The 25441-nt window shown below is 41.6% G+C and carries 20 protein-coding genes and 3 tRNA genes; 8 read left to right on the forward strand and 15 right to left on the reverse strand.

The window, feature by feature from the left end:
- Positions 1-448 precede the first annotated feature (448 nt).
- Positions 449-781 carry a hypothetical protein gene (locus tag JWG45_RS19170; RefSeq protein WP_205281216.1) on the reverse strand — a complete coding sequence of 111 codons (333 nt, stop codon included), beginning with the start codon at positions 779-781 and terminating at the stop codon, positions 449-451.
- Between the two features lie 116 nt (positions 782-897).
- Positions 898-2235: a glucose-6-phosphate isomerase gene (locus JWG45_RS19175; RefSeq protein WP_205281217.1), complete on the reverse strand. Its 1338-nt coding sequence runs from the start codon at positions 2233-2235 to the stop codon at positions 898-900.
- Between the two features lie 284 nt (positions 2236-2519).
- On the opposite strand from JWG45_RS19175, the gene galK reads away from it, so the two are divergent.
- From galK to JWG45_RS19190, 3 genes are read left to right on the forward strand one after another with little or no spacing between them, the layout of a single operon-like run.
- Positions 2520-3677, forward strand: a complete 1158-nt coding sequence (gene galK, locus JWG45_RS19180; RefSeq protein WP_205281218.1) for a galactokinase — start codon at positions 2520-2522, stop codon at positions 3675-3677.
- Positions 3678-3712: 35 nt separating this feature from the next.
- On the forward strand, positions 3713-4135 hold the full coding sequence (locus JWG45_RS19185; protein ID WP_205281219.1) for an STAS domain-containing protein: 423 nt from the start codon (positions 3713-3715) through the stop codon (positions 4133-4135).
- 12 nt (positions 4136-4147) lie between these two features.
- Positions 4148-4765, forward strand: a complete 618-nt coding sequence (locus tag JWG45_RS19190) for a uracil-DNA glycosylase family protein (RefSeq protein ID WP_205281220.1) — start codon at positions 4148-4150, stop codon at positions 4763-4765.
- Between the two features lie 236 nt (positions 4766-5001).
- Here JWG45_RS19190 and JWG45_RS19195 read toward each other — a convergent pair whose 3' ends face one another.
- Both JWG45_RS19195 and JWG45_RS19200 read right to left on the reverse strand, forming a co-directional pair.
- The gene (locus tag JWG45_RS19195; RefSeq protein ID WP_205281221.1) at positions 5002-5499 is read right to left on the reverse strand and encodes a DUF1564 family protein; all 498 of its coding nucleotides are present in this window, start codon (positions 5497-5499) and stop codon (positions 5002-5004) included.
- A gap of 104 nt (positions 5500-5603) precedes the next feature.
- Complete coding sequence (locus JWG45_RS19200; RefSeq protein WP_205281222.1) at positions 5604-6515, reverse strand: TIGR01777 family oxidoreductase; 912 nt, start codon at positions 6513-6515, stop codon at positions 5604-5606.
- Positions 6516-6608: 93 nt separating this feature from the next.
- Between JWG45_RS19200 and JWG45_RS19205 the strand changes: the two genes are divergently transcribed.
- On the forward strand, positions 6609-7235 hold the full coding sequence (locus JWG45_RS19205; protein WP_408611658.1) for a hypothetical protein: 627 nt from the start codon (positions 6609-6611) through the stop codon (positions 7233-7235).
- A 36-nt stretch (positions 7236-7271) separates the two neighbouring features.
- Here JWG45_RS19205 and JWG45_RS19210 read toward each other — a convergent pair.
- The 7 genes from JWG45_RS19210 to sppA all read right to left on the reverse strand — a co-directional run bounded on the left by JWG45_RS19210 (position 7272) and on the right by sppA (position 10572).
- Positions 7272-7347, reverse strand: a tRNA-His gene (locus JWG45_RS19210).
- An 18-nt stretch (positions 7348-7365) separates the two neighbouring features.
- Positions 7366-7442 (reverse strand) — tRNA-Arg (locus JWG45_RS19215).
- A gap of 17 nt (positions 7443-7459) precedes the next feature.
- Positions 7460-7531, reverse strand: a tRNA-Pro gene (locus JWG45_RS19220).
- 35 nt (positions 7532-7566) lie between these two features.
- Positions 7567-8274 (reverse strand): tetratricopeptide repeat protein, encoded by a 708-nt coding sequence (locus JWG45_RS19225; RefSeq protein ID WP_205281223.1) that lies wholly within the window; start codon positions 8272-8274, stop codon positions 7567-7569.
- Positions 8267-9016, reverse strand: a complete 750-nt coding sequence (gene surE, locus JWG45_RS19230; RefSeq protein ID WP_205281224.1) for a 5'/3'-nucleotidase SurE — start codon at positions 9014-9016, stop codon at positions 8267-8269. The genes JWG45_RS19225 and surE overlap by 8 nt, the downstream gene beginning before the upstream one ends.
- Positions 9013-9612, reverse strand: coding sequence for a hypothetical protein (locus JWG45_RS19235; protein ID WP_205281225.1), 600 nt, complete (start codon positions 9610-9612; stop codon positions 9013-9015). The genes surE and JWG45_RS19235 overlap by 4 nt, the downstream gene beginning before the upstream one ends.
- 6 nt (positions 9613-9618) lie before the next feature.
- Positions 9619-10572 carry a signal peptide peptidase SppA gene (gene sppA, locus JWG45_RS19240; protein WP_205281515.1) on the reverse strand — a complete coding sequence of 318 codons (954 nt, stop codon included), beginning with the start codon at positions 10570-10572 and terminating at the stop codon, positions 9619-9621.
- Between the two features lie 337 nt (positions 10573-10909).
- Between sppA and JWG45_RS19245 the strand changes: the two genes are divergently transcribed.
- On the forward strand, positions 10910-14023 hold the full coding sequence (locus JWG45_RS19245) for an efflux RND transporter permease subunit (protein ID WP_205281226.1): 3114 nt from the start codon (positions 10910-10912) through the stop codon (positions 14021-14023).
- Positions 14024-14027: 4 nt separating this feature from the next.
- Entirely contained in the window at positions 14028-14735 is a 708-nt protein-coding gene (locus JWG45_RS19250) for a TetR/AcrR family transcriptional regulator (RefSeq protein ID WP_205281227.1), read from the forward strand.
- Here the strand turns inward: JWG45_RS19250 and JWG45_RS19255 are convergent.
- On the reverse strand, positions 14729-16444 hold the full coding sequence (locus tag JWG45_RS19255) for a hypothetical protein (protein WP_205281516.1): 1716 nt from the start codon (positions 16442-16444) through the stop codon (positions 14729-14731). The genes JWG45_RS19250 and JWG45_RS19255 overlap by 7 nt on opposite strands.
- Before the next feature lie 244 nt (positions 16445-16688).
- Here JWG45_RS19255 and JWG45_RS19260 point away from each other — a divergent pair, with 244 nt between their 5' ends.
- Positions 16689-17555: an MBL fold metallo-hydrolase gene (locus JWG45_RS19260; protein WP_205281228.1), complete on the forward strand. Its 867-nt coding sequence runs from the start codon at positions 16689-16691 to the stop codon at positions 17553-17555.
- Between the two features lie 170 nt (positions 17556-17725).
- Here the strand turns inward: JWG45_RS19260 and JWG45_RS19265 are convergent, their stop codons facing one another.
- Positions 17726-18148 carry a hemerythrin HHE cation-binding domain protein gene (locus JWG45_RS19265; RefSeq protein WP_205281229.1) on the reverse strand — a complete coding sequence of 141 codons (423 nt, stop codon included), beginning with the start codon at positions 18146-18148 and terminating at the stop codon, positions 17726-17728.
- A gap of 371 nt (positions 18149-18519) precedes the next feature.
- Here JWG45_RS19265 and JWG45_RS19270 point away from each other — a divergent pair, with 371 nt between their 5' ends.
- Positions 18520-20187 carry a GGDEF domain-containing phosphodiesterase gene (locus JWG45_RS19270; protein ID WP_205281230.1) on the forward strand — a complete coding sequence of 556 codons (1668 nt, stop codon included), beginning with the start codon at positions 18520-18522 and terminating at the stop codon, positions 20185-20187.
- A gap of 461 nt (positions 20188-20648) precedes the next feature.
- Here JWG45_RS19270 and JWG45_RS19275 read toward each other — a convergent pair whose 3' ends face one another.
- Both JWG45_RS19275 and JWG45_RS19280 read right to left on the reverse strand, forming a co-directional pair.
- On the reverse strand, positions 20649-22337 hold the full coding sequence (locus tag JWG45_RS19275; RefSeq protein WP_205281231.1) for an acyl-CoA dehydrogenase family protein: 1689 nt from the start codon (positions 22335-22337) through the stop codon (positions 20649-20651).
- A gap of 198 nt (positions 22338-22535) precedes the next feature.
- Positions 22536-25166, reverse strand: a complete 2631-nt coding sequence (locus JWG45_RS19280) for a [protein-PII] uridylyltransferase family protein (RefSeq protein WP_205281232.1) — start codon at positions 25164-25166, stop codon at positions 22536-22538.
- Between the last annotated feature and the right edge of the window lie 275 nt (positions 25167-25441).

Consider the following 25441-nt stretch of genomic DNA (forward strand, 5'->3'; position numbering starts at 1 on the left):
GTAGTTTCCCGAGACCGGGATTGGCATAATTTGGAGATCCGTAAGTTGCAAACAGTAATAAGGACGAATATGAGTCGCGAGTTCTTTTGAGGTTCTAAGGTAGGAACTCCTAAATGGAAGGAAGAAAACTTTGAAATGGGAAAAAGTGCGGGAACTCCGCGCTTTTCTTGGGCTCCAATGGGGACGGATCCTCGCGATTCGGGATTTTGGAGGAGAGAACGCGGAAACTCCCCCGACTTTTCCAAAAAATCCTGAGAAACGAAAAATTCCTCTCTTCTGAATTCCGAAACGCTCGTTTTCTCCCCTTCGAAAAAAAAATTCAAAAAGAATCCAAATCCTTTTCTAAACGATTCTTCAAAGAAAAAAAGATAAAAAATTGAAACTACGATTGAGCTTGGATTGTCGGACATATTTCCCCCGTAAGGATAAAACTAGAAAATTCGACTAGTTACGCGAGAACGGGCGGAGGTAAATTCAGCAGGTTTAGAGTTTGGATGTTACAGAAGTGGAATTGGAACCTATCCTGGAGGGAAGTGATTTTGCCCTTGAATACGAATAGAATATTTTTATGGGAAAGAGATAGAAAACTAAAGAGAAATTCGGATTCCTCTTCCAGTTGAACTATCTCTTTATATTCGGATTCAATACCGTCTATTGTTTGTTTTTGGGTAGGCAACTTCCCAGGAAGATTGCTGGAAGAGGTGACAGAAAATATCAGAAACAAAACCGCCAGCGCGCAAGCGATTAGAGGAAAACCGACTTTGTTTCTTTGCCTCTTCATAACCTCATCGAGTTCTAAATTTTAAAAAGCGTCAAGCAGTAAATAAAAATTCAACAAAAAGATCCTTCTCGAAAAAAACAAAGATGAATTAATACGAACGGGTTAGCGAAAACGAATTAGTTTCCGAAAATTCTCTTTCGAAGAATTTCTCCTTCCTTTTCAAAACCTTCTTTTTTGAGAAGGGCGAACATGTTCTTCTTATAAGCCTCGACCCCCGGCTGATCAAAAGGATTCACGCCTAGAGAATATCCGGAAATCGCGCAGGAATATTCAAAAAAATACATAATTTCCCCCAGCGACTCGGGAGAGATATCCGGGAATATCAGCTCTAAACAAGGAACGCCCCCATCCGCATGTGCGAGAAGAGTTCCCAATCGGGCCTGTTCGTTTACGTGTTCAATCGTATTTCCGGCAAGAAAATTCAAAGAATCGAGATTCTCTTTTGTGGAAGTAAGAGTGAGGTCGGAATGGATCCGGGCCGGACTCAAAACCGTTTCGAATAAGATTCGTTTCCCTTCTTGCACATATTGACCTAAAGAATGTAGATCGGTTGTAAAATCCATGGAAGCCGGAAAAATCCCTTTGTTTTCCTTTCCTTCACTTTCTCCAAATAATTGTTTCCACCACTCGGAAAGATAACGTAGAGAAGGATTAAAATTTGCTAATATTTCGATATGTCTCCCGGAAGATAAAAAATAATTCCGAAGAGCGGAATAGTGGACGGCCGGGTTCGCGATCGGATCTTCCTCGGAATGCAATACTTCCAGAATATTCTTAAATCCTAATATAAATTTTCGAATAGAAATTCCAGCCACTGCAAGCGGAAACAACCCGACGGGAGTAAGAACCGAATATCTCCCTCCAACTGAATCCGGAATCGCGAACGTTTCAAATCCTTCCGAATCCGAAAAAGTTTTGAGAGCACCTTTACTGGAATCGGTCGTAGCGACCACTCTTGAGGAAGCGCCTTTCCCGTATTTTTTTACGAGGAGATCCCAGAGAAGTCGGAACGCGATCGCTGGCTCCGTAGTCGTTCCGGATTTGGAGATTACGTTGAGGGAAAAATCCCGATCCTTAAGATACTCGAGCAACTCGGAAAAATATCTCGATTCTAAATGATGTCCCGCAAAAACAACTTCCGGATTTCCCTTTTTTGGGGAACGAAAAAAAGGAAGACTGGCCTCCAAAACCGCTCGAGATCCTAAATACGATCCGCCGATCCCGATCACAACTACGACCTCCGAAGAAGCTCGAATTTTTTCCGCAGTCTGAATGATTCTTTCTATCTCCGAATTTTGAATTTCGTTCGGAAGATTCAACCAACCCAAAAATCCGTTTCCTTTTCCTTGAAAAGAATGTAATGTATTTCTCGAGGACACGGCTCCTTTCAAAAAGGTTTCGAATTCTCGGGCATGAATAAACGCGGATGCAAATCTTGTTTCTAATCGGATCATAATGAATTACAAAATCTCTTTTTCTCTATTCCCATCTCGGATTGATTCCATTCGATTCCAAGATTCTAAAATTTATATCGGTTCCTAATCTCAAATCGCAACTTATGATTTGAATTCTTATTCCAAAAACCGTCGAAAAAAAGGACGCTGGAACAGTTTAGTAAAATGAAGATGCGGGGCAAGAAAAAAGCAATTGGAAAGAAAGGATAAAAATACGGAGAAAGATTGACGAGAAAGGAAGTGTAATTCAATCTTTCCGGGATTTTTAAAAGTAAGAACCGGTCATGGACAAAGAAGAACTCACAAAAATTCTCAGAGAAAAATTTTCATCCTCTCCGGAAGAAGAACCGATCCGATTCTTCTCAGCTCCCGGAAGAATCAATCTCATCGGAGAACACGTCGATTACGCCGGTGGAATCGTTCTTCCTGCGGCCATCGACGTTTCCATAAGAATCGCGATTCGAAAAAATCGAGGCTCCTTCTTTAGAATTTTTTCCGCAGAATCCGGAGAGAAGATTGAAGCGAAAATCATCGCTTACAATGCAAAGAATCCCTGGGTCAATTATGTCTTCGGAGTCGTTCAAGAATTCAGAAAGCTTGGATTTGAGTCGGATCCATTCGATCTTGTTGTCTGGGGAAATATTCCGCAAGGTGCAGGGCTTTCTTCTTCGGCTGCGTTTGAAGTCGCCACCGCTTTTGCGATTTCCGAAATTCATTCTTGGAAAATCAAAAAGGAAGAACTCGCTCTTTTGGGGCAAAGGGCTGAAAATCGATTCGTAGGTGTGAACTGCGGAATTATGGATCAGTTCATCATTTCTACTGGAAAAGAAGGCTTTTGTATCGCACTCGATACGGAAACTCTTAAATACGAATATCATGAAATGCATTTGGATGATTCCGAATTCTATCTTATAGACTCGAAAGTAAAACATTCCTTGAAAGACAGCGCTTATAACGAAAGAAGAACTGAGGTTGAATCGGCGTTCGATAAGCTCAAAACAGGAAAACCCTCTCTCAAAAATCTCTATCAAGCTGAATTGGAAGACTTAGAAAACGAATCCTTCGGACTGAATCCGATCGAGAAAAAAAGGGCAAAACACATAGTTACCGAAAGACTGAGAACCGAAAAGGTGATTCGAAATCTCAAAAACGGGAACGCCCAAATCGTTGGGGAAATTCTCTTTGAATGCCATGACTCTCTCTCTAAAGACTACGAAGTTTCGTGTGAAGAAACGGATTTTATAGTCGAACACTTAAGAAAAGAAGGAGTTCTCGGTGCAAGAATGATCGGCGGCGGTTTTGGAGGTTGTGTTTTGATACTGGACAAAAAAGGTAGAAGAGATAAGGTGTTTGCTATCTTAAAAACGCTCTATTGGAAAGAATTTAAGAACGAACCCCAGCTCTATACTTTCCGAATTTCAGACGGCGTCAAAGAATTCTAATGAAAGAATTTCAGTGAAACTGAGGGAGATACGAGATGGGAGCAGATAATTCTCTTAACCTCGACGGCGGGGATGTGGATTTTTCAATCAACGAGTTGACCGTAAATCTTCAGAAAGAAGATATCCCGGAGAATTTTCCAAAGAATGCCGTCGCACTGAAAATCGGCGGGGAAATCAATCTTTATTCCGCTCACGCCCTCAAAGAAAAAATTTTCGATCTGATCGACAAGGGTTTTATCTATATCTTTGTGAATATGGAAAATATCAGCTATATCGACTCTTCCGGTCTGGCTGTTTTTATGAGTACCCATGCAAAACTTATAAAAAACGGAAAGGGCGGAATCGCGATGTTTTCACCCTCATCCCAAGTGAATAAAATCTTAGAATTGACGAAGTTAAAATCTCTGATTCGAGTCACGGGCACTCTCAAAGACGCGATCGATGTCCTTATCGATTGATGACCCCAAAGAATGAACAAAAAGAAAAAAGAATATTCTAAATATCTAAATAACTTACTTAGCTGCAAAAAGTGTCCGAAAATGGAAGGAAAACCAATACACGGCTGTGTTCCTTCCACTAAAATCATAAGCATCGGCCAGGCGCCGGGTATTCATGAAGAAAGATTCGGAAGACCTTTTTCCTACACCGCCGGAAAAACTCTCTTTGGTTGGTTTCGAAAAATCGGAATCGAAGAGGAAGTCTTTCGAAAAAAAGTGAATATGTCAGCTGTTTGCCGTTGTTTTCCGGGTAAGGCTAAAAGTGGAGATCGAAAACCGAGCCCGGAAGAAGTTCTCAACTGCTCTGAGTTTTTGGAATTCGAAGTCCGTTTTCACAAACCTCAGCTGATCATTCCTATTGGGAAACTTGCGATCGACCAGTTGTTCAAGAACCGAAGTTATAAGCTGGAAGACGTGATTGGGGGGCGTTTTTCGCGGGAACTCTACGGCATACGGGTGGATTGGGTGCCGCTGCCGCACCCCTCTGGACTCAATGTTTGGAATCACACAGAGATAGGAAAGAAATTAATTCAAAAAGCGCTAAATCTTCTAAGAGAGCACCCCGTCATTAAGCAGGAATTTGATTTGTAAAGTCAAGTCCGCGGGAACTCCTCGATTTCGATCGAAAAAGATCCCAAAAATCAAGATAAATCTCAAATTTCAGAATGAAACGTTTTCAAAAAGAAAAAATTTTAAGACGAAGAGGTATTCTTATTGAGAGAGTAATTTCTTTCGCTTTGAAAAAAGCGTCATCGCAAAGTAAAAAAATCGAAGGTTCTCCTTTGATCTTTGATTTTCAAATAATGTTTTTAAGATTATATAAAGATCTATTGAATTACTTTCGATGAGAATTCATTTACTAACTGAGCCATTCTTTGCGAATATTCTTCTTTAAAATCGATCATCCAAATTAAGACAAGCTTTTGATTGGTTCTCAAATGAGGATGAGTCTGGAAAATTAAATTTCCTTTTTCATGCAAGAGCTCCCACTTCAAAAAAAGGTGATATAAATAACAATTTGAGATTCCATGAGATCGAGAAAGAATCGTCAATTCTTCCCAAAAAATAGGGGAGATTCTCACATTAAACTTTATCAGGTCATTTCCTTTTTCCTGATAAAGAGCTGTCGCTGTTTTCTTATGAATTCTCTTAATCTTAAGAATTCGATTCCTATATTTTCTTAAGAGATATTCTAAATTCCTACCGATTCCTTTTCTGCTCTTAAGAGGAAGCCCGTTGTAAAGGGATTTCGGAACTAAGAATGAACAGGTAATTTTTGTTTTATCGAAATTAGAAGATAGTATTTCATTTTTATTTTTCCTCATACCCGAAACGGTTCCAAGGAATTGCATTTTGAGTAGGATTTTGGAAAAAAAATAATCTTCTCATAAGTTTTTTGAAATATTTGAGTTTCGCCTCAATATCTCTTTTATCTAAGGAGTTCCCGCAAGGCGACTTCTATTGTAGGATACGAAAATGAAAACCCTGCTTTTAAGAGTCTTTCCGGAATTACATTTTGACCTTTTAGGACCACATCGGCGCCTTCTCCAAATAATCCATATAGGGCAGATGCGGGAACTCTAAAAAAAGCAGGTCGATTCAAAGTTTTTCCAAGAGTTTCCGAGAAGATACGATTGCTAACCGGATTCGGAGCAACCAGATTAAATGCGCCGGAAAGATTTGGATCCCGAATAATATATAAGATAGAACTTATCAAATCCTTCAGATGAATCCAGCTTAAAATTTGTTCCCCGAATCCGATCGGCCCCCCTATCCCAAATCTAAACGGTGGAAGCATACTTTTTAAAGCTCCACCTTGAAGGCTTAAAACAACTCCTGTTCTCATCTTCACCCGACGAATCCCCATCGTAGAGATCTCATCCGAAGCATCCTCCCAGTCCTTACAAAGATTGGCTAAATAATCGATTCCAACAGAAGAAGATTCAGAAAAGACAGGAGATTCTCTTTCATAAGAACCATAATAACCAATTGCAGATCCTTGTAAGAAGAATTTTAAAGGAGTTCCCGCAATTTTCGAAATCGATTGAACTAATTCTTTCGTGTAACTAACCCGGGAATCTCGAATTTCATTCTTAACTTTTTGACTCCATCTAACTCCTGCGATAGGAGCTCCTGCCAAGTTTATCATTCCATCCAAACCTTCTAGGTCTTTTATCCTCGGAGATGCGCCTCTTAGAATTTCTAAATTTAGTCTCCCTAGAAAGGAAGTCGGAACATTTGAGGAGCGAGTGAAAATTCGAACGTGAAATCCTTGCTCTAACAAACGGAGCGTAAGATTTTTACCGATTAAGCCAGTCCCACCCGAAATCCCAATTTTCATATTCTTACCTTTTGAATAAACCTATCAAAAATGTCTTTCTTAGTCCCGCGAATCCTGATTGCTATTAGAAGGGAGTTCCCGCAACTATGATTCGTGGTTCAACAAAAAAGTATCATCATTCTCCTAACTCTAATATTCCCGATTTCTATCGTTGCTGGGAATATTCTTCTTTTCAATTCAACCAACAATAAGATCGAAATTTTTGAATCAAAACCACCTTTCCTCGCTTTTGATTTCACGAATTCCTACCTCAAAAGGAATAATTCTAGAATTCTCAATCTCTTAGACAAGAATCCCGAAACGACTTGGACAAAAGTTCGCGATTCTTCTCGAAAAGAGGATTTTCAACTGGAGTTGCGACAAACTCACCATTTAAATCAAGGTAAACCGAAGATTTCGAATTGGAAGTCCCTCCAAATAATCGCCTGCCCTGAAACCAAAGGGATTCTAAAGATAGATTTGGTGTTGAGAGAATCAATCGATATGGATAAAGAATTAAGATTGCCAAAAGATGAAATCAAAGGGGAGAAAATTTTGAAATTTTCAGAATCAAAGCATTTCGAAATTCCTCTAGAGCCTTACTTCCAACCTGAAGAAAGTAGGGAGTTCCCGCAAAAAATGTTCATCTGGACAGTTTTTGGTACCTGGGTAGATAACCAAAACGATCATTCGAAAGACAGAACACTCTGTTTAGAAGATATTTGGTTGAGCGAGAACTAAATCCCCTCGAAAAATGAAGGAGTTCCCGCAAAAGACTGGGGAGAACGACGGGGATCGAACCCGCGACAGCCAGTACCACAAACTGGAGCTCTACCAACTGAGCTACGTTCTCCATCTCTTGTTTGTCCTTTGGTGACCCGAGAGGGATTCGAACCCCCGACCCACTGCTTAGAAGGCAGTTGCTCTATCCAACTGAGCTACCGAGTCTTGGGAGGATTGGAAAATCGGGATGATAGGATTTGAACCTACGACCCTCTGCTCCCAAGGCAGATGCGCTACCCCTGCGCTACATCCCGTTTCCGACTCCATGTTTTTAAAAACACCCTCAGTGTCAAGAAGACTCTTCAACTTTTTCAATATGTCTCAAGATCTCAGGATGTGTCGGAGCTTTCCGAAGAGCCTTCTGAAGAGCCTTGATCGCTTCTTCTTTTTTACCCGCTTTCAAGAGAAAAATTCCGAACGAATCCAAATACGCAGGATTTTCAGGCTCCTCTTTGAGGATAGATTTCAAACAATCCGTGGCCAATTTCCATTCTTCTGGATTCGGTTCTCGGTTATTCAAGAGAAGATAACCGAGAGAATTTAAAGAATTCTTATACTCCGGACGAAGTCTCAAAATTCTCTTATGAGTTTCGATCGCTTCACCGATTTTACCAGACTTCTCGAGAGCGTACGCTTTCATAGAAAGAATTCGGATATCGTCGACTTGAAGTTTGAGCCGTTCCTCGCATTTTTCTAGAGCCTTCTTAAAATCTTTGCTCTGAATCAAGGAATAGATCATCATCAAGATAGAATTTTCTCTTTCTCCGAATCTCGGAAATTTCTCCAAGAGCTCTTCCAAAATTGAAATACATTTCTTAAAGTTATCGGTTCTCGCACAACAAATTGCAAAATTGTAATATAGTTCAGGATCGTCATTTCCGGAAGAAATTTCCCGATCAATCAAAGTGAGTGCAAAAAGAAAATTCTCCTTATTGATTTCTTGGAGAATTCTTTTCTTCGCGGAAGCGGCTTTCTTTTTGTTCTCTTTCTCAGACATTCTTACTCACGGATTCAGAGAGTTCTTTTAAAAGAGAAGAATCCGTTTGATCCAGAGATAAAGGAGTCAGGGAAATCATTCCGGAGAAGAATGCGGAGAAGTCGGTTCCTTCCTCTTCGGAGTGCCCCAACTCGGAACCTCCTAAATAGAAGTCCGCGATTCCACCGATAATGTTTTTTTTGGAATAAGTGTCTTCGTAGGTTCTTCTTCCCAGCTTTGTGATCCGAAGATTCTCCAGAGAAGAAACGAAGTCGGGAGGAATATTGATATTGTAAACCGTTCCCGTTTTCAAAACGGAAGAATAACTGTTTATGAATCCTAAAACAAATTCAGCTTCTTGAATATAATCGTAATCACGATTTATATTTCCCGAGCTAACAGCAAGGGAAAGACGATTGTGAATCGCGCCGTGTCTCGCGGCGCCGACCGTCCCGGAATAATGAACGTCGTGCCCCATGTTTACACCGCGATTGATTCCGGATAAAACGAGATCGATTTTGGGAAAGATTTCTCCATGCAAACCGATGTTCACACAATCGGCAGGATAACCGTCTACGATATAATGATTATCGTTGATCTTCTCCACTCTCATCGAATCATAAATCGACAAAGCCATCGAAGTGGCGGATCTTTCACGAAGAGGAGCGATTAAGAATGTATTGTGTTCTTTTTGAAGAACTTTTTCGAGAGCCTTAATTCCCGACGACGCGATCCCGTCGTCATTCGTAATCAGTATATTCATAAAATCAAATGTAGAATGGATCCGGAAATATAGAAATAAAACACAAAAGGAAAAATTCCAGAGATCAAAATCGAAGTCAGGGAAAAACGAAACGCATCGGAAGTTTTCAGATCATAGATAAACTGAATTCCTCTGGAAACGATTACGACGTAATAAACGATTAAAAAGAGAAGAATGAGAAAATATCCGACTCCTCCCGTCAAACCCGTTTCACGAAGAAGAATCGCCAAAGGAGTAAAGAATACGAAGATCGCCATTCCGAAACGACAGAGATTATGAGAAAAACGAACGTTACCCGTCCTTTCTTTTTTCTGAGCATGAAAATCAATCACCGCTCCGAGAATCAGAGGGAGCGAGGAGATCATGGAAAGATTTGCCAAAAATGCAAAAGCAATCATTCCCATAGAACCGCTCGTATAAGGCGGAGAAAGATACGTCGCGCCCACGGAAATGCTAAGAGCGCTCGGAATCAAAACAATCCAGGAAAAGAAATTCAAATTCTTTTCCGAAAGATTGGAAAGAGCCGCTTCCAAACGAATCGGTTCGTAGAGAACCGATTCCAAAACTTCAATGATAGAATTGAGTAAATCTTTCAAGGATTCTTACCTTAGCGCTTGCGGAAGAATGATCAGAACCGGAGAATTCTTAAATTCTTTAAAGAAAATTCTCTCACCCGAAAAAGAATTCATCTTCGCGCCTAACATCATAAAAAGTCTGTCAAACGGAGACTCTTCTTCTTCATAAAGAGGAATCTCACCGTCGTATTGACAGAGCCTTGATAATTCCTCTAAAGCTTCCTTTCTTCCACCGATTTCGTCCACGAGTTTGTTTCGAAACGCGTCTTGTCCGGAATAGATTCTACCTTCCGCCAAAGTCTGAATCGACTTTACGGTTTGGTTTCTTCCTTTCGCAACGTCTTGTATGAATTCGTTATAAGTGTCGGAAAGCATCTTCTGAATCATCTCGTCTTCTTCCGGAGTCGAATCGCGAAAGAGAGACAACGAATCTTTATATTTTCCTTCTTTGTAAACTCTCATCTTTACGCCGTAACGATCGAGAAGGCCCTTGACGTTAGGAGCCATCGCGATGACTCCTATCGAGCCGGTAATCGTTCCCGATAAAGCAAAGATTTTATCCGCAGAAGAAGCGATGTAGTATCCTCCGGAAGCGGCCATATCCTTCATGGAAACCACGATCTTACGAGTCTTTCGAAGTCTCATGAGTTCATTGTAAATTTCCTGAGAAGCTCCTACGGTTCCTCCGGGAGAATTGATTTCGATTAAGATTCCCTTAATATTCGGATTTTGTTCTATATCCCTGAGTTTTTGAAGAATGCTCTCGGCCCCCGTGGATTCGAACGTCGAATGTCCGGAATGAATCTCTCCCTCCACCTTTATCAGCGCGGCTCCGATCGGGGCCGTACTAAAAAAAGTTCCCCCGGAAGTTTTGGAGTATTTCGAAGTAGTCGTTGAGAGGGAAATGTTTACGAGCCCGATCAGGACGGACAAGATTGTAAGAACAAATGTAATCGCTAAAGCAAGACGGTTTCTTTCCACTCTTGAGATCAGATTCTCCCCTTTCGAGAGTGTCAATGAAATAAGAATCGCGGATGCCTCGGGATTTTCCTGTGAAAGAGGAGGGATTTTGGGGAGTTCCCGCAAATTCCCTGAGGAGGCAGAAGTAGAATCCCGGGAAGTCCCGTTTTCAAAAGAAAACTCCGATTCGTTTTTAGCTTTTCTCTCTTATGAATGAGACATAATTCTTTGAGATTTCGAGAGCTCCACTTGGTTCCGACAGGATTCTCCAGAATCCGTTTTTTTTGGGGAGTTCCCGCAATTTCAAGTTTGACTGTAAAACGAACACCTCGGAAAACTGACCAGTCAGTCAGAACCTATGAAATCAATCATTGAATCCTTTATCAAAAACCGCCTTTTTATGTATCTCGGAATGGTCTTCATTGTCCTCTCCGGAGTCGTTTCTCTCTTAGGCCTTCGCCGAGACGCATTCCCCAACGTGGACATGAAACAGATGGTCATTTCTACAAAGTTTCCGGGAGCATCCCCCGCAGACGTCGAACTTCGGGTTACCTATCCGATTGAACAACGACTCAAGGAAATCGACGGGATCGACGAAATCCGTTCCTTTTCCAGAAACTCCGTCTCGGACATCGACGTCAGAGTTAGTTTGGAAGAAAAAGATCCGGAAAAAGTTCTCAATGAAATACGACGTGCAGTGGATAACGCAATGTCGGAATTCCCTCCTCAAGTAACGGAAAAGCCGAAGATGACTGAAAGAAAATCGGGTTCTTTTCCGATTATTGAATTTTCGATTTCCGGAGGAAAAGACGAAATCGAACTTCATACGACCGCAGAATTTATAGAACTCGAATTGGAAAAAATTCCCGGAGTAGCGAGAGTCGACGTTTTTGGAAAAAGAGACAGAGAATGGCAAATATTAGTAAATGCAAATAAGCTAAAGCAGTATTCATTAGATTTATCCGATATAGTCAATACAGTAAGAAACAGAAACATCAATCTTCCGGCAGGATCCGTGGATTCTGAAGATTCTTTCGACCTTAGAATCGATGGAGAATTTAAAAATCCTTCCGAAATCGGGAGAATCCCCACTAGAACCAATGAAATTTTTTCCGCAGTAAAGTTAGGCGATCTCGCAAGAATCGAAGATACTTTTGAGTATCCCCGCTTCTTAGCAATCTCAAACGGAAAACAAGGACTCGTTCTTTCAGTAATCAAAAAAGAAAGAGCAGATGCAATCGAAGTCGCCGATACCGTTCACAAAAGATTAGAGACTCTTTCGGCTTCTTATCCTTCCGGGATGAAAACGTTTATATTAAACGACGAAGCCAAAAGAACCAAAAACCGACTGAGCGTCGTTTCGTCTAACGCTCTTATCGGATTCATCATCGTCTTCGGTATTCTTTTCCTATTCTTAGATTTTAGAACCGCTACCCTTACTTCTCTCTCGCTTCCGCTTTCGATGTTGATGACATTCTCGGTTCTTCCCTTTTTCGACGTTTCGTTTAACATGATTTCGATGATGGGCTTGATCATTTCTCTCGGAATGCTCGTGGATAATTCCATCGTAATTTCGGAAAATATCTACACCTACCTGGATCAGAAGAACGATTCTCATACAGCCTCCATTCGTGGAACCGTCGAAATGATCGTTCCTATCTTCGGATCCTATCTTACCACGGTAACGGCCTTTCTTCCTATGCTCTTTATGACCGGAATCATGGGTAAATTTATCTGGGAAATTCCGTTAGTCGTCATCGTAGCTCTTACCGCAAGCCTCATCGAATCTTTCCTCTTTTTACCGGCTCGAATTGCGGCCTACGCCAAAACGCCCGAACAACTCAAAGTGAAAAGTAGATTTCGTCAAAAGATGGATTCTTTTTTTATTTCTCTCGAAAGTTCCTTCTCGAGACTCGTTTCGTTTAACATCAAACACAAAAAGGCTTCGTTTGCAGTGATCATTCTTCTTGTATTTGGATCCTGCGGAGCCATGTCTCAAATGGACTTCATCCTTTTTCCGAAGGAAGACATAGAGATCATCATGATCAAAGCGGAATTTCCTCCAACTTCCAGAATCTTTCAGACGCGGGAGAAGATGAAATATATGGAAGGGATCGTTCAGAAAATTCCAAAAGACGAATTGGTAAGTTATTCGACAAAGATCGGAGTTCAACAAACGGATCCGGACGATCCCCTCTCTCGATTCGGAGAGAATTTAGCGGTGATTCTTATCTATCTCACGCCGGAAGTAAAAAGAGAACGAAAGGCTTCCGAAATTCTTCGCTCCATCGAACCGGAACTTCGTAAAACTCCCGGTATCACCGATCTTTACTTGGAAGAATTCGGAAACGCTCCTCCGATCGGAGCCCCGATTACGATATCGATCCAAGGAAGAGATTACGAAACTCTAAAGAAGATTTCCAACGAACTTCAGACATTCTTAAAATCAATTCCGGGAGTCTTTTCGGTTCGAGACGATTATCGATTCGGCCGCAAACAAATGTACATCCAATTGGACGAAGGCTTGGAAAGTTTTACGGGAGTTTCCACTCTTGCGGCAGCAAACGGACTTCGCGCGGCTTACGACGGAGAAAGAGCCGGTTCGATTCGGAAAGGAAGAACCAAAATTTATCTGAGAGTCGTTTACGATCGTGACTTTCGAAAAAATCCGAACGAGATCAAATCGATCCCGCTCCGCAACAAAGCCGGAAACATAACCCATCTCGCGAAAATCTCGCGTATGGATTTGATAGAATCTCCTGAACTCCTCGCTCACAAAGACTTCGAAAGAGCCATCACGGTCAACGGCGACGTGAAGATAGATCAAATCACGGCTCACGACGCGAATCAAAAGGTCGCGGACGAATTCAAACCTTTGATCGAAAGACAATATCCCGGCATTTCCATATCCTTCGGTGGAGAAGAAAAAGACACACAGAGATCGATGGCTTCCCTGGGAAAAGCGGGAATCATCGCGATCTTCGGAATTTTCGGGATTCTCGCACTTACGATCCGAAGTTTTTGGAAACCGATCCTAATCTTAAGTACGATTCCATTAGGAATCATAGGAATCGTAATCGGATTTCCTCTTTCCGGAAAATCGATCAGCTTCCTCGCGATGATCGGAATCATCGGATTAGCGGGAGTTCTTGTAAACGCGTCGATCGTCCTTGTAGACTGTATCGATTCGATTCAAAAGGGATCGAAAGCGAGCATGGACGAAATCCTTATCGAAGCGAGTCAAAGAAGATTCAGACCGATTCTTCTCACAACTCTTACCACAGTCGCGGGTCTTCTCCCGACCGCTTACAGCCTCGGCGGTTCCGATCCCGTATTGATTCCGATGACCTTGGCCTTGGGTTGGGGATTGGGCTTTGGAACGTTAGGAAGTCTTCTCTATGTTCCTGTGACACTTTCGGTATTTCACGAACTCGGTTCTAAATTCTCAAAGAAAAACGGTAAGAAGAAGTAAAACCTTGAAACCATCTTCCCGAGAAGAATCGAAAATCCGCCCGAGAAAAAGGACATTTCTCGGGTTTTCGTTTTCTTCTTCCGCTTCTAAAAAAGAATCCAAAAAATCCTTCGAGACAAAGGAAAAACTTTTAGAAGCGACTCTTTCCGTTTTTGGAAGCAAGGGCTTTCATGAGGCAAGAGTGGAAGACATCACCGCTCAAGCGGGTTTTGCAAAAGGGACTTTTTACGAACACTTCGACAGCAAGGACGATCTCATCTACATTCTTATCGACTACGCGGCGAGAAAGGACTTGGAGATCACACAATCCCTCTTTCAAAAGTGTACGAGTTCCGTCGCGATTCGGGACCAGTATCTAAAACCGATTCTTTTGGATATACATTCCAAAAAAGAACTCAATCGAGTCTGTTATCAATTTCTGACGAACGAAATTCTTACAAAAGAAAAACTGCAGAAAAAAACCGATTATTACAACCGTTTGTATCAGAGATATCATCGAAGAAGCATCAAACTCGCCCAAAAATTGAATCTGCTAAATCCGAATTTTGACACTGAAGAAATCTACGTGATGTTTCGATACCTGATCGACGGCTTCACGATCAACCAGGCTTATTCGTTTTTCTGTTCGAAGAGCGGAAACGTCGAAATAAACTCGATTCTCAAACTTTTCGATCAGGCCCTTTTCGTAAGGGATTCCAAACTCGATCAATAATCCTGTCTGTAGATCGCTCCTCCGGAAACGTTTTCAGGGGAAGTAGTTCCGGTCCAGAAGTTCGCTTGGAACTGAAGATAGACCGTTCTCGAATCCCGATTGTCTGACGTATGCAGGAAATAATTCTTAGCGGAGTTCGAATGCATATATTGATAAAAAAGTTGAACCTTAAAAAGGTGATAATCCCCTAACAGGTTGATTCCCGCCCAATAGACGTAGTAGGCTTCCCCCGGTTCGAAAGTTTTATTTTGGTTCCAATCGCCTTTTAAGAATTCAACCTTGATCACGGGCATGATATATTTCGAATCCCAGAGATGAAAATTATAACCGATCATTCCGTGATATCCCATCACTTGATTGGCGGCGGAACCTGAAAACTTACTCCAAGCTCCGTTGAGATAAAATCCCTTCCAAGTAAAGGTCATGTCGTATGTATGACCGACGATCCCAAGATTCGGTCTTCCCGGAGTAGTAATCGAAGCATCGGCGAGATAATCGGAACGAAGACCTGTAGGATCGATTCCGTTCGTAGGAGTTGTTTGTTGAAGAATTAACTTTGTAGGAGCTTGATCTTTATATAAAAATTCGATCGGAACCGGTTGAGAAGTTTTGACTTGGGTTGTTTGTGCAAAGGCAGCGCCGAAAGAAAGTTTAGGATCGTTTTGAAAGATCTCATCCCCTTCCAGCCAACCGATGTCCTTTTCTTTTTTGATCAGACCACCGAAGACGTTGTATTGAGCTCTTCCATAAAAAATAGGAGCGAGGAGCTGAGGAAGATTCTGACGCGCCGCCGTATTGTCTTGTCTTCTTCCATAACCGTAATCTCCGCCGCCTCCGTGACCGTTGCCGACAAAACCGTGAAGAGATAAATATCTCGTATATTTTTTATCGAGCGCTTCCAAGGGATGGATCGCGATCATCGCACCCAAATCAAACTGAGGAAGGACGTTTGTGACGAGCGATCTTTCCAAGGAAATAAAGTTCGCGGAACTTTGAATGTATTCTCTGTTAAAAGGAACGTTGATTTGACCCAAGGTCAGACGCGAGCTTAGAATCGGAATGTTCACCCAAACCACGGCTTCATGAATGAATCCGCGAGCGTCATTCAAGGCAACTTCCTGAACATCGCCCGAGGTTTTGTCTTTTGTAACCTTTAAGAACTGGCTATTGAGTGCGTTTTCCAAACGAAGCTGAGTCGCAAATCCCCACCACTTCGCGCCTTGGTAAAAGAAACCGAGACGTAGTCTTCTGAAATTCGCATCCGCCGTATTGAAGTCTTCGTTTCCGGAAAAAGGGGATTGTCGATCCCCGCTCACACCGCGGAATTGAGTCCTTGCGGCGATCACCAACTTTTCTTCGTTTAGATTTTCAGGTCTGTGCTTGAAGTGATTTGGAAGTTGCATCTCTTTGCGATCCGGAAAACTGATCCTTTCCGGAGAATCGATTTTGGTTCGATTTGGTCCTGGCTTTGTATAAATCAAACCGGAATCGTTGTCTTCGTAAAATTCCTTTTTTGGTTTTTCTTGAGGTTTGGAAGAATCCGAAGCCGAACTCGGAACTGCGGACTTTTCCTGCTGATTGATTGTGTCCGCGGCGGGTGCGTTCTTCTCTTGAGCGAAAAGGGAGGTCTGAGAAAGAGCAAAAAATCCAAAAATCTGAAATCCGATTTGTAATAATGTAAGCCTAACTTTATGATTCTTTTCTTTTATTTTCACTGTAAGATATCCGAATGTAATAAATCCGTTCTCCGTTCGTATTTTTTGTAATCCTGAGGGAATTTATATTTCATTTAGATTACAATTAGATGAGAGAAATGTTTCATTTTGATTACATGGACAAGGGCCTTGAATTTTTTGTAACAATCCCAAAACGGGAAAGGGATCGGATTCCCGCTTTCAAAACAAATTCGGGGAAGAGATTCTGGAATCGGAGAAAGTCCCAAGTCTAAAAAACATGGCCCATCTGACAAAAAGGAGAAAGGAGAATCCGAACGGCAACTTCTACGTGGATTCTTCCTGTATCGATTGTGAAACGTGCAGAATCATCGCACCTTCCACATTCTCCGAAAAAAACGGGGCTTCGTTCGTATGGAAACAACCGGAAACGGACTGGGAAATGATTTCGGCTCAAAGAGCACTTCTCGCCTGCCCGACGACCTCGATCGGAACGGAAAAGAGAATGGATCTTCAAGAGGCCAAAGAAAGTTTCCCCAATAAAATCGAAGGAAATGTCTATTACTGCGGATACCATTCAAAAGATTCTTTCGGAGCCTTTTCCTATTTGATCCAAAGAGGGGAAGGCAATATCTTAATCGATTCTCCCCGATTTGTTCCTTCCCTGGCCGAAAAGATCGAAAGACTCGGAGGAATCCGATATCATTTCATGACACACCAAGACGACGTAGCGGATCACGAAAAATTTAGAAAGGCCTTCGGATGTGAAAGGATCATCCACGAAGGAGATCGGCACGCCGTTCCAAACGCAGAGCTCGTACTCGAAGGAAATGAAATCTTAGATTTCGCCGAGGACGTAAGAATCATTCCGACCCCCGGTCACACAAAAGGTCACTCCGTCCTGCTGTATCGGGAAGAAGTTCTTTTTACCGGAGATCATCTTGCTTACGATCCCAAAAAGGATCGGTTGATCGCGTTTCGAGATGCCTGTTGGTATTCTTGGGAGGAACAAAAAAAGTCCATGGAAAAACTGAAAGAATATTCTTTTGAACGAATTCTTCCGGGACACGGATCACCTTTGTATAAAGAAAAAAAGGAAATCCGAAGAATGTTAGAAAATTGTATCGAATGGATGGGAAAACGTTAAGATTTTGTCCCAAAACCTTCAGAATGTAGGAACTCCAATAAAAGTTTAAGAATGAAAAAGGCTATTTGAAAGTTCATAAGCCGTTCAAAAGAGGCATTTTGCGGGAACTCCAGCGTTTTTACGAGCTTGCCGAGTATCAGAAGCGGCTTTTTTTGGTCTTGTGAGAAGCTTTAATTAGAATCGGATTCTTTTTCTAAAATAGAATAGATTTCGGCTTCTTCTCTTTTCACAATCATTCGTAAGGAAACGATCAACCTTCTCGTTTCCTTTCGAAATTCCGACTCGCGTTGAAGAATCGAAGACGGAAGCGACCATTTACTATTGTATTCTTTGAAGGCGATCTTAAAGTCCGTCGCTTTTTTGAGATATTCTTCCTGAAAGGCGCGTTCCTTTTTTAGAATCAAATCCTTCCATCTGGGAAAAACAAAATTCTCCTCCATACTTATATGAAGAATCAATCGCGCCGATAAACCGGCCAGTTCGTGTAACAAGATTTCAATACTTTCAGAAATTTCAGATTCCAATCTGTTTTCAATTTTGCTCAAACGATCGAGAAGTTCGACATGTTGATTTTTATAAAATTCGATGTCCAATCGTGGTCAACCCCATAGCAAAGAAATATTCGAATGAAAATCTAAGGTTTCCCTTAAAAAATTTCGCGATCGATTTCGAATTTGAAATTCGTATGAGAGTTTTTCAATTGAACGCGGAAGAATCAGCCTCGGAGCCCAAAGATCAGAAAGCGGGATTTTCGACGGATTACAGAGCAAATCTTAAGTCCGCATTCAAGGAAAGATTTTTTTTTCTAAAGAAGAAAATAATTCGTTCCTTCCTTTCAAAATAAAATTTGATTCGATAAGTCATCAAAACGAAAGCAATTCCTAAAAGTGCAAACTTATAATAGCGAATATTTTGATTTATAGTACGTATTTCATTATAATCTTTTAACGATAAAATGCTAAACATGGATCCACAAATGGAGAACATTTCTCCTTCCTTACAAAAGTCCTTGTTGTATTTCTCCGATCAATCGATCGAAGGAATTGTGGTTCTGGATCGGGACTGGAAAACGATCTATTCCAATTCTAAATTTCAAAAATACTGGTCGGCGCCTTGTTTTCGAATTCTGTTTGAAAATTTTATTCCGATCTTACGCTCCCAAAAAACTTGGGAAAAAGAATTTGAGATGCCTTCGGTTTTAGAAGAGAATGAAATTGAATTTCCATCCTTCGTAAACGAATCCAATTTAAAGCTTCAGTGGACGGTCCATGATTTAGGGCATTCTTATATGATCCGTTTTAGACCGGAAATTTCAATTCTTCCAAAAAAGGAATTCGATTCGAATGACTTCGACAAGGTCACAAATCTTCCGAATAAGAATTTCTTTTTGAAACGGTTTCAAGAACTCGTTTCTCAAAATCCCCGGAACGCGGAAGGACATTTCGTATTTTTAGTTTCTTTCTCCAATCCGGACGCTGTCGCTTTGCAGGAGGAGAATTCTTATTTTGATTCGATGTCCATAAAAGTCGCGGAGAGATTAAAAAAGTATCTCAATCCAAAGGATTCGGTTTTTAAACTCGACGGAGATAACTTTTTGATTTCCTGCGCGCAAATCAATTCGGAACCCGAAGCCGAGTGGTTTTGCGATTGTATCGTCGTACTTTTTAATTTTCCTTTTTCTTACGGAGAAAGGGAATTTCATCTCAACGTCAATATTGGCTACTCGCGTTTCAAATCGGAATCCGGAAGCGATCTGAATGCGATCCGAATTCTAAAGGAATCCCTACACCGTTCTTTTCTGATCGGACCAAATTCTCATTTTTATTATGATCGAAATGCGATTTCCGCGACTTCGGAAAAGGCGAAGATTGAAATCGATCTTCGGAAAGTATTAAACCGAAACGAGCTCGAAATTCACTTTCAGCCCATTATGAATATGAGAGAGAATCGAATTTTTTCGATGGAAACTCTGGTTCGTTGGAATCATCCGCAAAAAGGAAAACTCCTTCCGGGAAGTTTTATCGCGATCGCGGAGAATTCCAGTTTTATCAAAACAATCGGAGAATGGATGATCTGGGAAACGTTTCGATACTACGAAAATTCAATCTTAGAATCCAAAAATATATCCCTTTCTCTGAACATTTCGCCGAAACAATTGGGGGATAAGAATATCGTCCCGCTTCTTAAGGAAGCGAGCGCTTATTATAAGATTCAACCGGATCGTATCATTCTGGAAATCATTGAAAATTCTTTCGATTCTTGCGAAACTCAAATTGGGAACGTGGTAAACTCGTTGCGAGATCACGGTTTTAAATTCGCACTCGACGATTTCGGAAAAGGTTATTCCTCTTTGGGAAGATTGATCCATCTTCCGATCGACTATATCAAACTTGATAAGATTTTTCTTTTTAATTATTTCCAGACTTCCACAAGGACGATTATCACTTCTTTGGTCAATCTTGTTCAGGCAATGGGAAAGGCGATCATCGTGGAGGGAGTGGAGAATGAAATCCAACACAATCTTTTACAGGAACTCAATTGTGACTTCGGCCAAGGTTATTTTTATTCCTATCCGTTGGAGATCCTACAAGCGGAAGAGTTGGTTTTGAACGAAAGAATCCTTCCGATTTGAGCGATTCCTTAGACCGAGAAAGATTTTCTTTCGTCCGGCTTTGCCGATGTGAGGATCGTTTTGTTTTGAAGGTGAGTTTTGCGGGAACTCCCCGCTTTTTCAGAGAAAGACGAATCCCTCGTTAACAAAAGACCTTTTCGTTTTCGAGGCAAACTTTGCGGGAACTCCCCCACTTTTGCAGAGAAAGACGATGAATCCCTCGGTAACAAAAGGGCTCTTCGTTTTCAAGGCAAACTTTGCGGGAACTCCCCGCTTTTTCAGAGAAAGACGAATCCCTCGTTAACGAAAGACCTTTTCGTTTTCGAGGCAAACTTTGCGGGAACTCCCCACTTTTGCAGAGAAAGACGATGAATCCCTCGGTAACAAAAGGGCTCTTCGTTTTCAAGGCAAACTTTGCGGGAACTCCCCCACTCGTAAACTATTTCCTACAGAAGAAGGCTACGAGATTTCTTTAGAAAACCTCAGTAGTGAATCACCGATTTCAATTTTTCAGGATCCCCCGAAAAACTACCTTGTTTCGCAAAACTCTGAGAAGAACTTACAAGATCCAAATATCCGTCTCGGAAGGACGAAAGATCCCTTTGAGCGCTCGACGCTTTTTTTCCGGACGCATCACAAAGAGAAGCTAACGCGAAAATTTCAAAAGCCAAATCGGAAATATAAATTCGATTGAGATCCAGTTCTTCCGCACCGGATTTTTCTAAGAATCCTTTCAAAAGACCGGACTTGGTACGAATCGTTTCAGAAGCTTCAGTCGTCGTATCGGTTAACTCTTCCACGTATTTGAAAAATGCGTTTGCCACTTTCTCTCTTTTAAATCCCCTCAGAACGTGTTCGCTTAACAATAAGTGGGTCCCTTCCCAAGTTTCGTTGATGATGGAATCGTTATGAAGTCTAGGAAGTGCTGAAAAATCCCCTACGATTCCGTTTCCTCCCAAGACCAAAATCGAATTGTATGTGATCTCCGTTGATGTCGCGGAACATTTGTATTTCAAAAGAGGAGCCAAAACTTCTCCAGCCAATCTTAAATTTTCAGGCGTATGATAATGCCTAAAAACGGAAGTCAACATGGCCGTGTGTTTCAATCTTTGATCGCTGAGTTGTTTTAGCAAGGAGGGGAATTCTAAAATTTTGCTTCCGTATGCGGAGCGAAACTTTGAGTACTCGTAGGCTTCCATCCAAGCTCTTCTCGAAATTCCGGAAGCGGCGAGAGAGACGTGCAGTCTTGAAATCCCGATCACATATTTGATCAGATTCGAAATCCCGTGCGAGGGTCTACCCAATGCTTCCGCTTCGACTCCGTCATAGATGATTTCAACGGTGAGTTTTCCTCTGGATCCGATGATATCTTTTTTACGAAGAATATGATGTCCGTTTAATGTACCGTCTTCTTTGATTCTCGGAACCAAAAAAAGTCCGATCGTATTCGTGTCTTCCACTCTTGCGGTTGTTACCCAAAGGTCACCGGGATTGGAACAGAACCATTTTTCTCCCGTAAGAATCCACTTTCCATTCTCCTTTTTTCTCGCAATGGTTCGGTTCGCGCTTACATTGGAACCGCCGACCCTCTCTGTCACATATTGACCGGCCATAAAATGAGAATCACTCCCCTCTCCGGCGACCAACGGTAAATATTTCCCTTTTTGTTCGGGAGTTCCGATCGATTCCAAAACCTTGATCATTCCTTCGGTCATTGCGAGAGGACAGGTCACTCCACCTTCTCCGTTTTGATTGGCAAGATAAGCTAACGCATATCGATGAAGATCCGTAAAAGGATGTTTCCAGGAAGAATGATAATTTAAATTTACGATCCCGTAATCATAGGAAATCTTTCTGGATTGTTTTTGTTCGTTGGAATAAACGATTTGATCGATACGATTACCGGTTCGATCGTATTTAACAACCTCTCCGTATTTGCCTTCTTTATGAGAAGCTTCCGTAAGCTCGTCTAGGATTCCTCCTACAAGAGCGCCGTAACCGAGGAGATGATCCTGCATCGCTTTTTTGTGGGTAGGGTCATAACCTTGGGAATATTTTTCAACCAAGGTTTGCAATACTCTGTCTTCTTCGTAAAAATTCTTTCCCCGATTTCCTTTATAGTCGGAAATATCAAAAGGTGCAAGCCCCGGGTTGATAGATGTATTATTCAAAGTATTATCTCCTCATTCACTAAATTCTTCTAACTAAAAAAATTGACGGTTTATACTTTTTTAAAATATAGATTTTAGGAAAGTATAACGCCGCCCTCGTTTCCAAGCGAGCGAAAAAAGAAGCGAGTCAGAGAAGAGCTAACGTGCTCGATTTCGGAATTTTTGAATCGAAAACCATCCAGAAAAACAAAATCGAATTCAGATCGAAATTTCATCCAACATTTGTTCAGAAAGTTGTATGGTGAGAATTTTATCTTTCAGCTTTGACAAGACTTCCTGGTCTTCCAGTTTCGTTCCGTTGCTCGTCTGGATATAAAAAGAATCATACGCATAATCTGCGCTAGTCGAAACTCTCAGATATCTGACCTTCAAATCGAGACGAAGAATGATTTGAAGCATCCTATAAACCAAACCGACCACGTCGGGCATTCTCACTTCCATGATTGTAACGTCCGGAAGATCGGAGTTATAAAACATAACGGATCTGTTCACTATACTTTCAGGCGTCGGTTTTCTTGGATTCCAATCGGCTCTCTGAAAGGCGATACTTTCTCTTTTTAGATCGCCGGAGGCAATCGCCTTCAGCTTGGCCTCGATCCGATCCATTTTTTCGGGAGGAAGATTTCCCCCGCCCGTAGAATCCGTGACTTGAATCGAGGTAATCCAGTATTCTCCAAGAGTATAACTTTTCATCCCCAAAAGACTGAGTCCTTCGGAAGAAACGGCACAGGAAAGATCCAAAAGAATTTCGGGTTGGTTGACGGTTACGACATCGATCGTTACAAAAGCAGGATCCTGTTCAGCGTCGAAAATCAATCCTCTGCCAGCATCCTGAGCGAGAGTTCCGATCGATTTAAAGTTTTTTAATATTTTACGATTGGAAATCGTATTCAAATACGAAGAAGGAGTAACTTCGTTCGCAAACTGGACGATGGATTTGGAGATCTCCTCTTCCAAACCTTCTTTCCCCATCAGGTATTTTTTTAAATTCTCAAGCTCAACGTCTCGATCGGGTCCGACTTCTCCGAAATTTCCGCTGGAATCGCTGATTAGATACGGAATCGTGTTTTGATATAGTGTATTCAAGATGGAACTTTTCCAATTTGTAAGAACGCCGGAACCGACAGATTTGGTATCTATTACAGTAAGAATATAGAGTTTTCTTAATCTTTCTCTATTACCTACAGTTCTCGCAAAATCAAAGACCAACTTCGGATCTCCGATATCTCTCTTCGAACTCAACTCCGACATAAGAGTGTGTTTTTCCACAAGGAAACGACATAGGTCGCGATCTTCTTCGTTTAGACCCAGGCGATCCCCGACTGAAGAAACGAGCTCCGCTCCATATTGAGAATGATCTCCTTCCTTCACCTTTCCCGCGTCGTGTAACAAAATTGCTAATGCGAGGAGTTCTATCTTAGAGCATTCTTCGTACGCCTTTTGCACTTCTACTTCTTGAAATTCTCCCTTATCGAGAAGATCCAATTCGTGCAAGATCAAAAGTGTGTGTTCGTCGACGGTAAACTCGTGATGATAGCTAAAGAGAGGAAAATTTGTACAAGCCCCGAACTCGGGAAGAATCGCCCCCAGTACCCCCGACTCGTGCATGAGCTTCAAAACCCTTCCTCTCTGAGAAGGAGTTCTTAAAATTTTAAGGAATTCTTCGTTCACCTCCGGCGAATATTTAAAGTCGTCGTCCAAAAAGTTGGAAGCGAAACGAAATTCGTTGAGAAGAGTTCCGGAAACCTGAAGATTCTTTTCTTGTATCATCCGAAAAGAGATCATAACGTCTCGGTAAAGCGTATGAGGGTTCGTAAACAAGGTTCCGATTACGGGCGGAAAAACCGTTTTACCGATTTTAAAAAAATGAAGATCCTCGTAAGGAAAACTTTCCCCTTCCGAGCTCTTTCTTTTTTCGATGATCGAGTCCAAATAAGTACGAATGATGAAGTAGATATTTTTCTGATGTCCGTATAAAACGTACATAAACTTTTCCACAGAGGAAAGTTCGTTTTTTTTACCGAAGCCCAAATATTCAGCGACTTCTTGCTGAAGATTGAGATCAAGCCGATCCGTTTTTCTGGATGTGATCACGTGCATCGAAATCCGAGTTCTCAAAAGAAAGTCGTAAGCTTCCTGCAAAAGTTGGATCTCTCCTCTTTGAAAAACCGGAAGAATCGAAAGACCGCCTAACGACGGAAGATTTCGAACCGACTTCTCCATCCAAAACATATATTGAATGTCCCGAAGACCGCAAAGGTCGGTTTTAAGATTCGGTTCGCTTAACAAAATCGGACGTTCTTCTTTGAGAAAGCGTGAGGAAAGAATTTCTTCTTTCGTTTGGTTATAACTTTTCGTTCTTTTTTCAGGAAGTTTTTCCAAAAAGTCAGTTTTGAATTTTTCAAAGAGCGCGCGCGATCCCGCAAGAAAACGCGCGTCCAAAAAGGCATGATACGAAGACATATCGTCGAGATATTGAAAGCATTCCTTGATCGTTCTACAGGAATGTCCAACCTCTTTTCCGGAATCGTAAAGATAAGTGTTGATCTTGGAGATAAGAGCGGCGAGTTTTTCTTCTTTGATTCCGTTGTGAAGATACAAAAGATCGATATCGGAATGCGGGGCCATTTCCATCCGTCCATAACCACCCATCGCCACCAGACAGATTTCATCCCCGGATTTAAACTCAACCCCGGAAGTTTCAAACTTGGAAAGAATGAACGAATCTACGATGTGAGTAAGTTGACGAGAAACCAGACGACCACCGACGTTCTTACTTTTTTCCAGAAGTCTTTGAAAACTATAAGAGATATCTAATTGTAAGGGCATCTAAATTCCTAAAAATAAATTCCATTCCCGTAGGTTCAATCGACTCTGAGTCCGATTTCTCAAAAGAGCCGTATCCATTTTGTAAATCTTTTTTTGATACCGATTTATTTGGTCCGACAAAGGATCTCGAAAGAAAATCTCTTGTCTCCGAATGAAAGCCGACTCCAGAAAGAAACCGAATTCTATCCAACAAATGAGAATCCCGGAATAAATCCTGTAGGAGATACGACGATCCTTCCGTAAAAATCGCGCGCCCCACCCTGACTTTGGGTGGA

Source organism: Leptospira ainlahdjerensis, from assembly GCF_016919175.1.
GTDB classification, from domain to species: domain Bacteria; phylum Spirochaetota; class Leptospiria; order Leptospirales; family Leptospiraceae; genus Leptospira; species Leptospira ainlahdjerensis.

Excerpts from the sequence above, each read along its gene's own strand:
- JWG45_RS19170 (WP_205281216.1), bottom strand. The coding sequence starts at position 781 with ATGAAGAGGCAAAGAAACAAAGTCGGTTTTCCTCTAATCGCTTGCGCG.
- JWG45_RS19175 (WP_205281217.1), bottom strand. The coding sequence starts at position 2,235 with ATGATCCGATTAGAAACAAGATTTGCATCCGCGTTTATTCATGCCCGA.
- galK (WP_205281218.1), top strand. The coding sequence starts at position 2,520 with ATGGACAAAGAAGAACTCACAAAAATTCTCAGAGAAAAATTTTCATCC.
- JWG45_RS19185 (WP_205281219.1), top strand. The coding sequence starts at position 3,713 with ATGGGAGCAGATAATTCTCTTAACCTCGACGGCGGGGATGTGGATTTT.
- JWG45_RS19190 (WP_205281220.1), top strand. The coding sequence starts at position 4,148 with ATGAACAAAAAGAAAAAAGAATATTCTAAATATCTAAATAACTTACTT.
- JWG45_RS19195 (WP_205281221.1), bottom strand. The coding sequence starts at position 5,499 with ATGAGGAAAAATAAAAATGAAATACTATCTTCTAATTTCGATAAAACA.
- JWG45_RS19200 (WP_205281222.1), bottom strand. The coding sequence starts at position 6,515 with ATGAAAATTGGGATTTCGGGTGGGACTGGCTTAATCGGTAAAAATCTT.
- JWG45_RS19225 (WP_205281223.1), bottom strand. The coding sequence starts at position 8,274 with ATGTCTGAGAAAGAGAACAAAAAGAAAGCCGCTTCCGCGAAGAAAAGA.
- surE (WP_205281224.1), bottom strand. The coding sequence starts at position 9,016 with ATGAATATACTGATTACGAATGACGACGGGATCGCGTCGTCGGGAATT.
- JWG45_RS19245 (WP_205281226.1), top strand. The coding sequence starts at position 10,910 with ATGAAATCAATCATTGAATCCTTTATCAAAAACCGCCTTTTTATGTAT.
- JWG45_RS19260 (WP_205281228.1), top strand. The coding sequence starts at position 16,689 with ATGGCCCATCTGACAAAAAGGAGAAAGGAGAATCCGAACGGCAACTTC.
- JWG45_RS19270 (WP_205281230.1), top strand. The coding sequence starts at position 18,520 with ATGGATCCACAAATGGAGAACATTTCTCCTTCCTTACAAAAGTCCTTG.
- JWG45_RS19280 (WP_205281232.1), bottom strand. The coding sequence starts at position 25,166 with ATGCCCTTACAATTAGATATCTCTTATAGTTTTCAAAGACTTCTGGAA.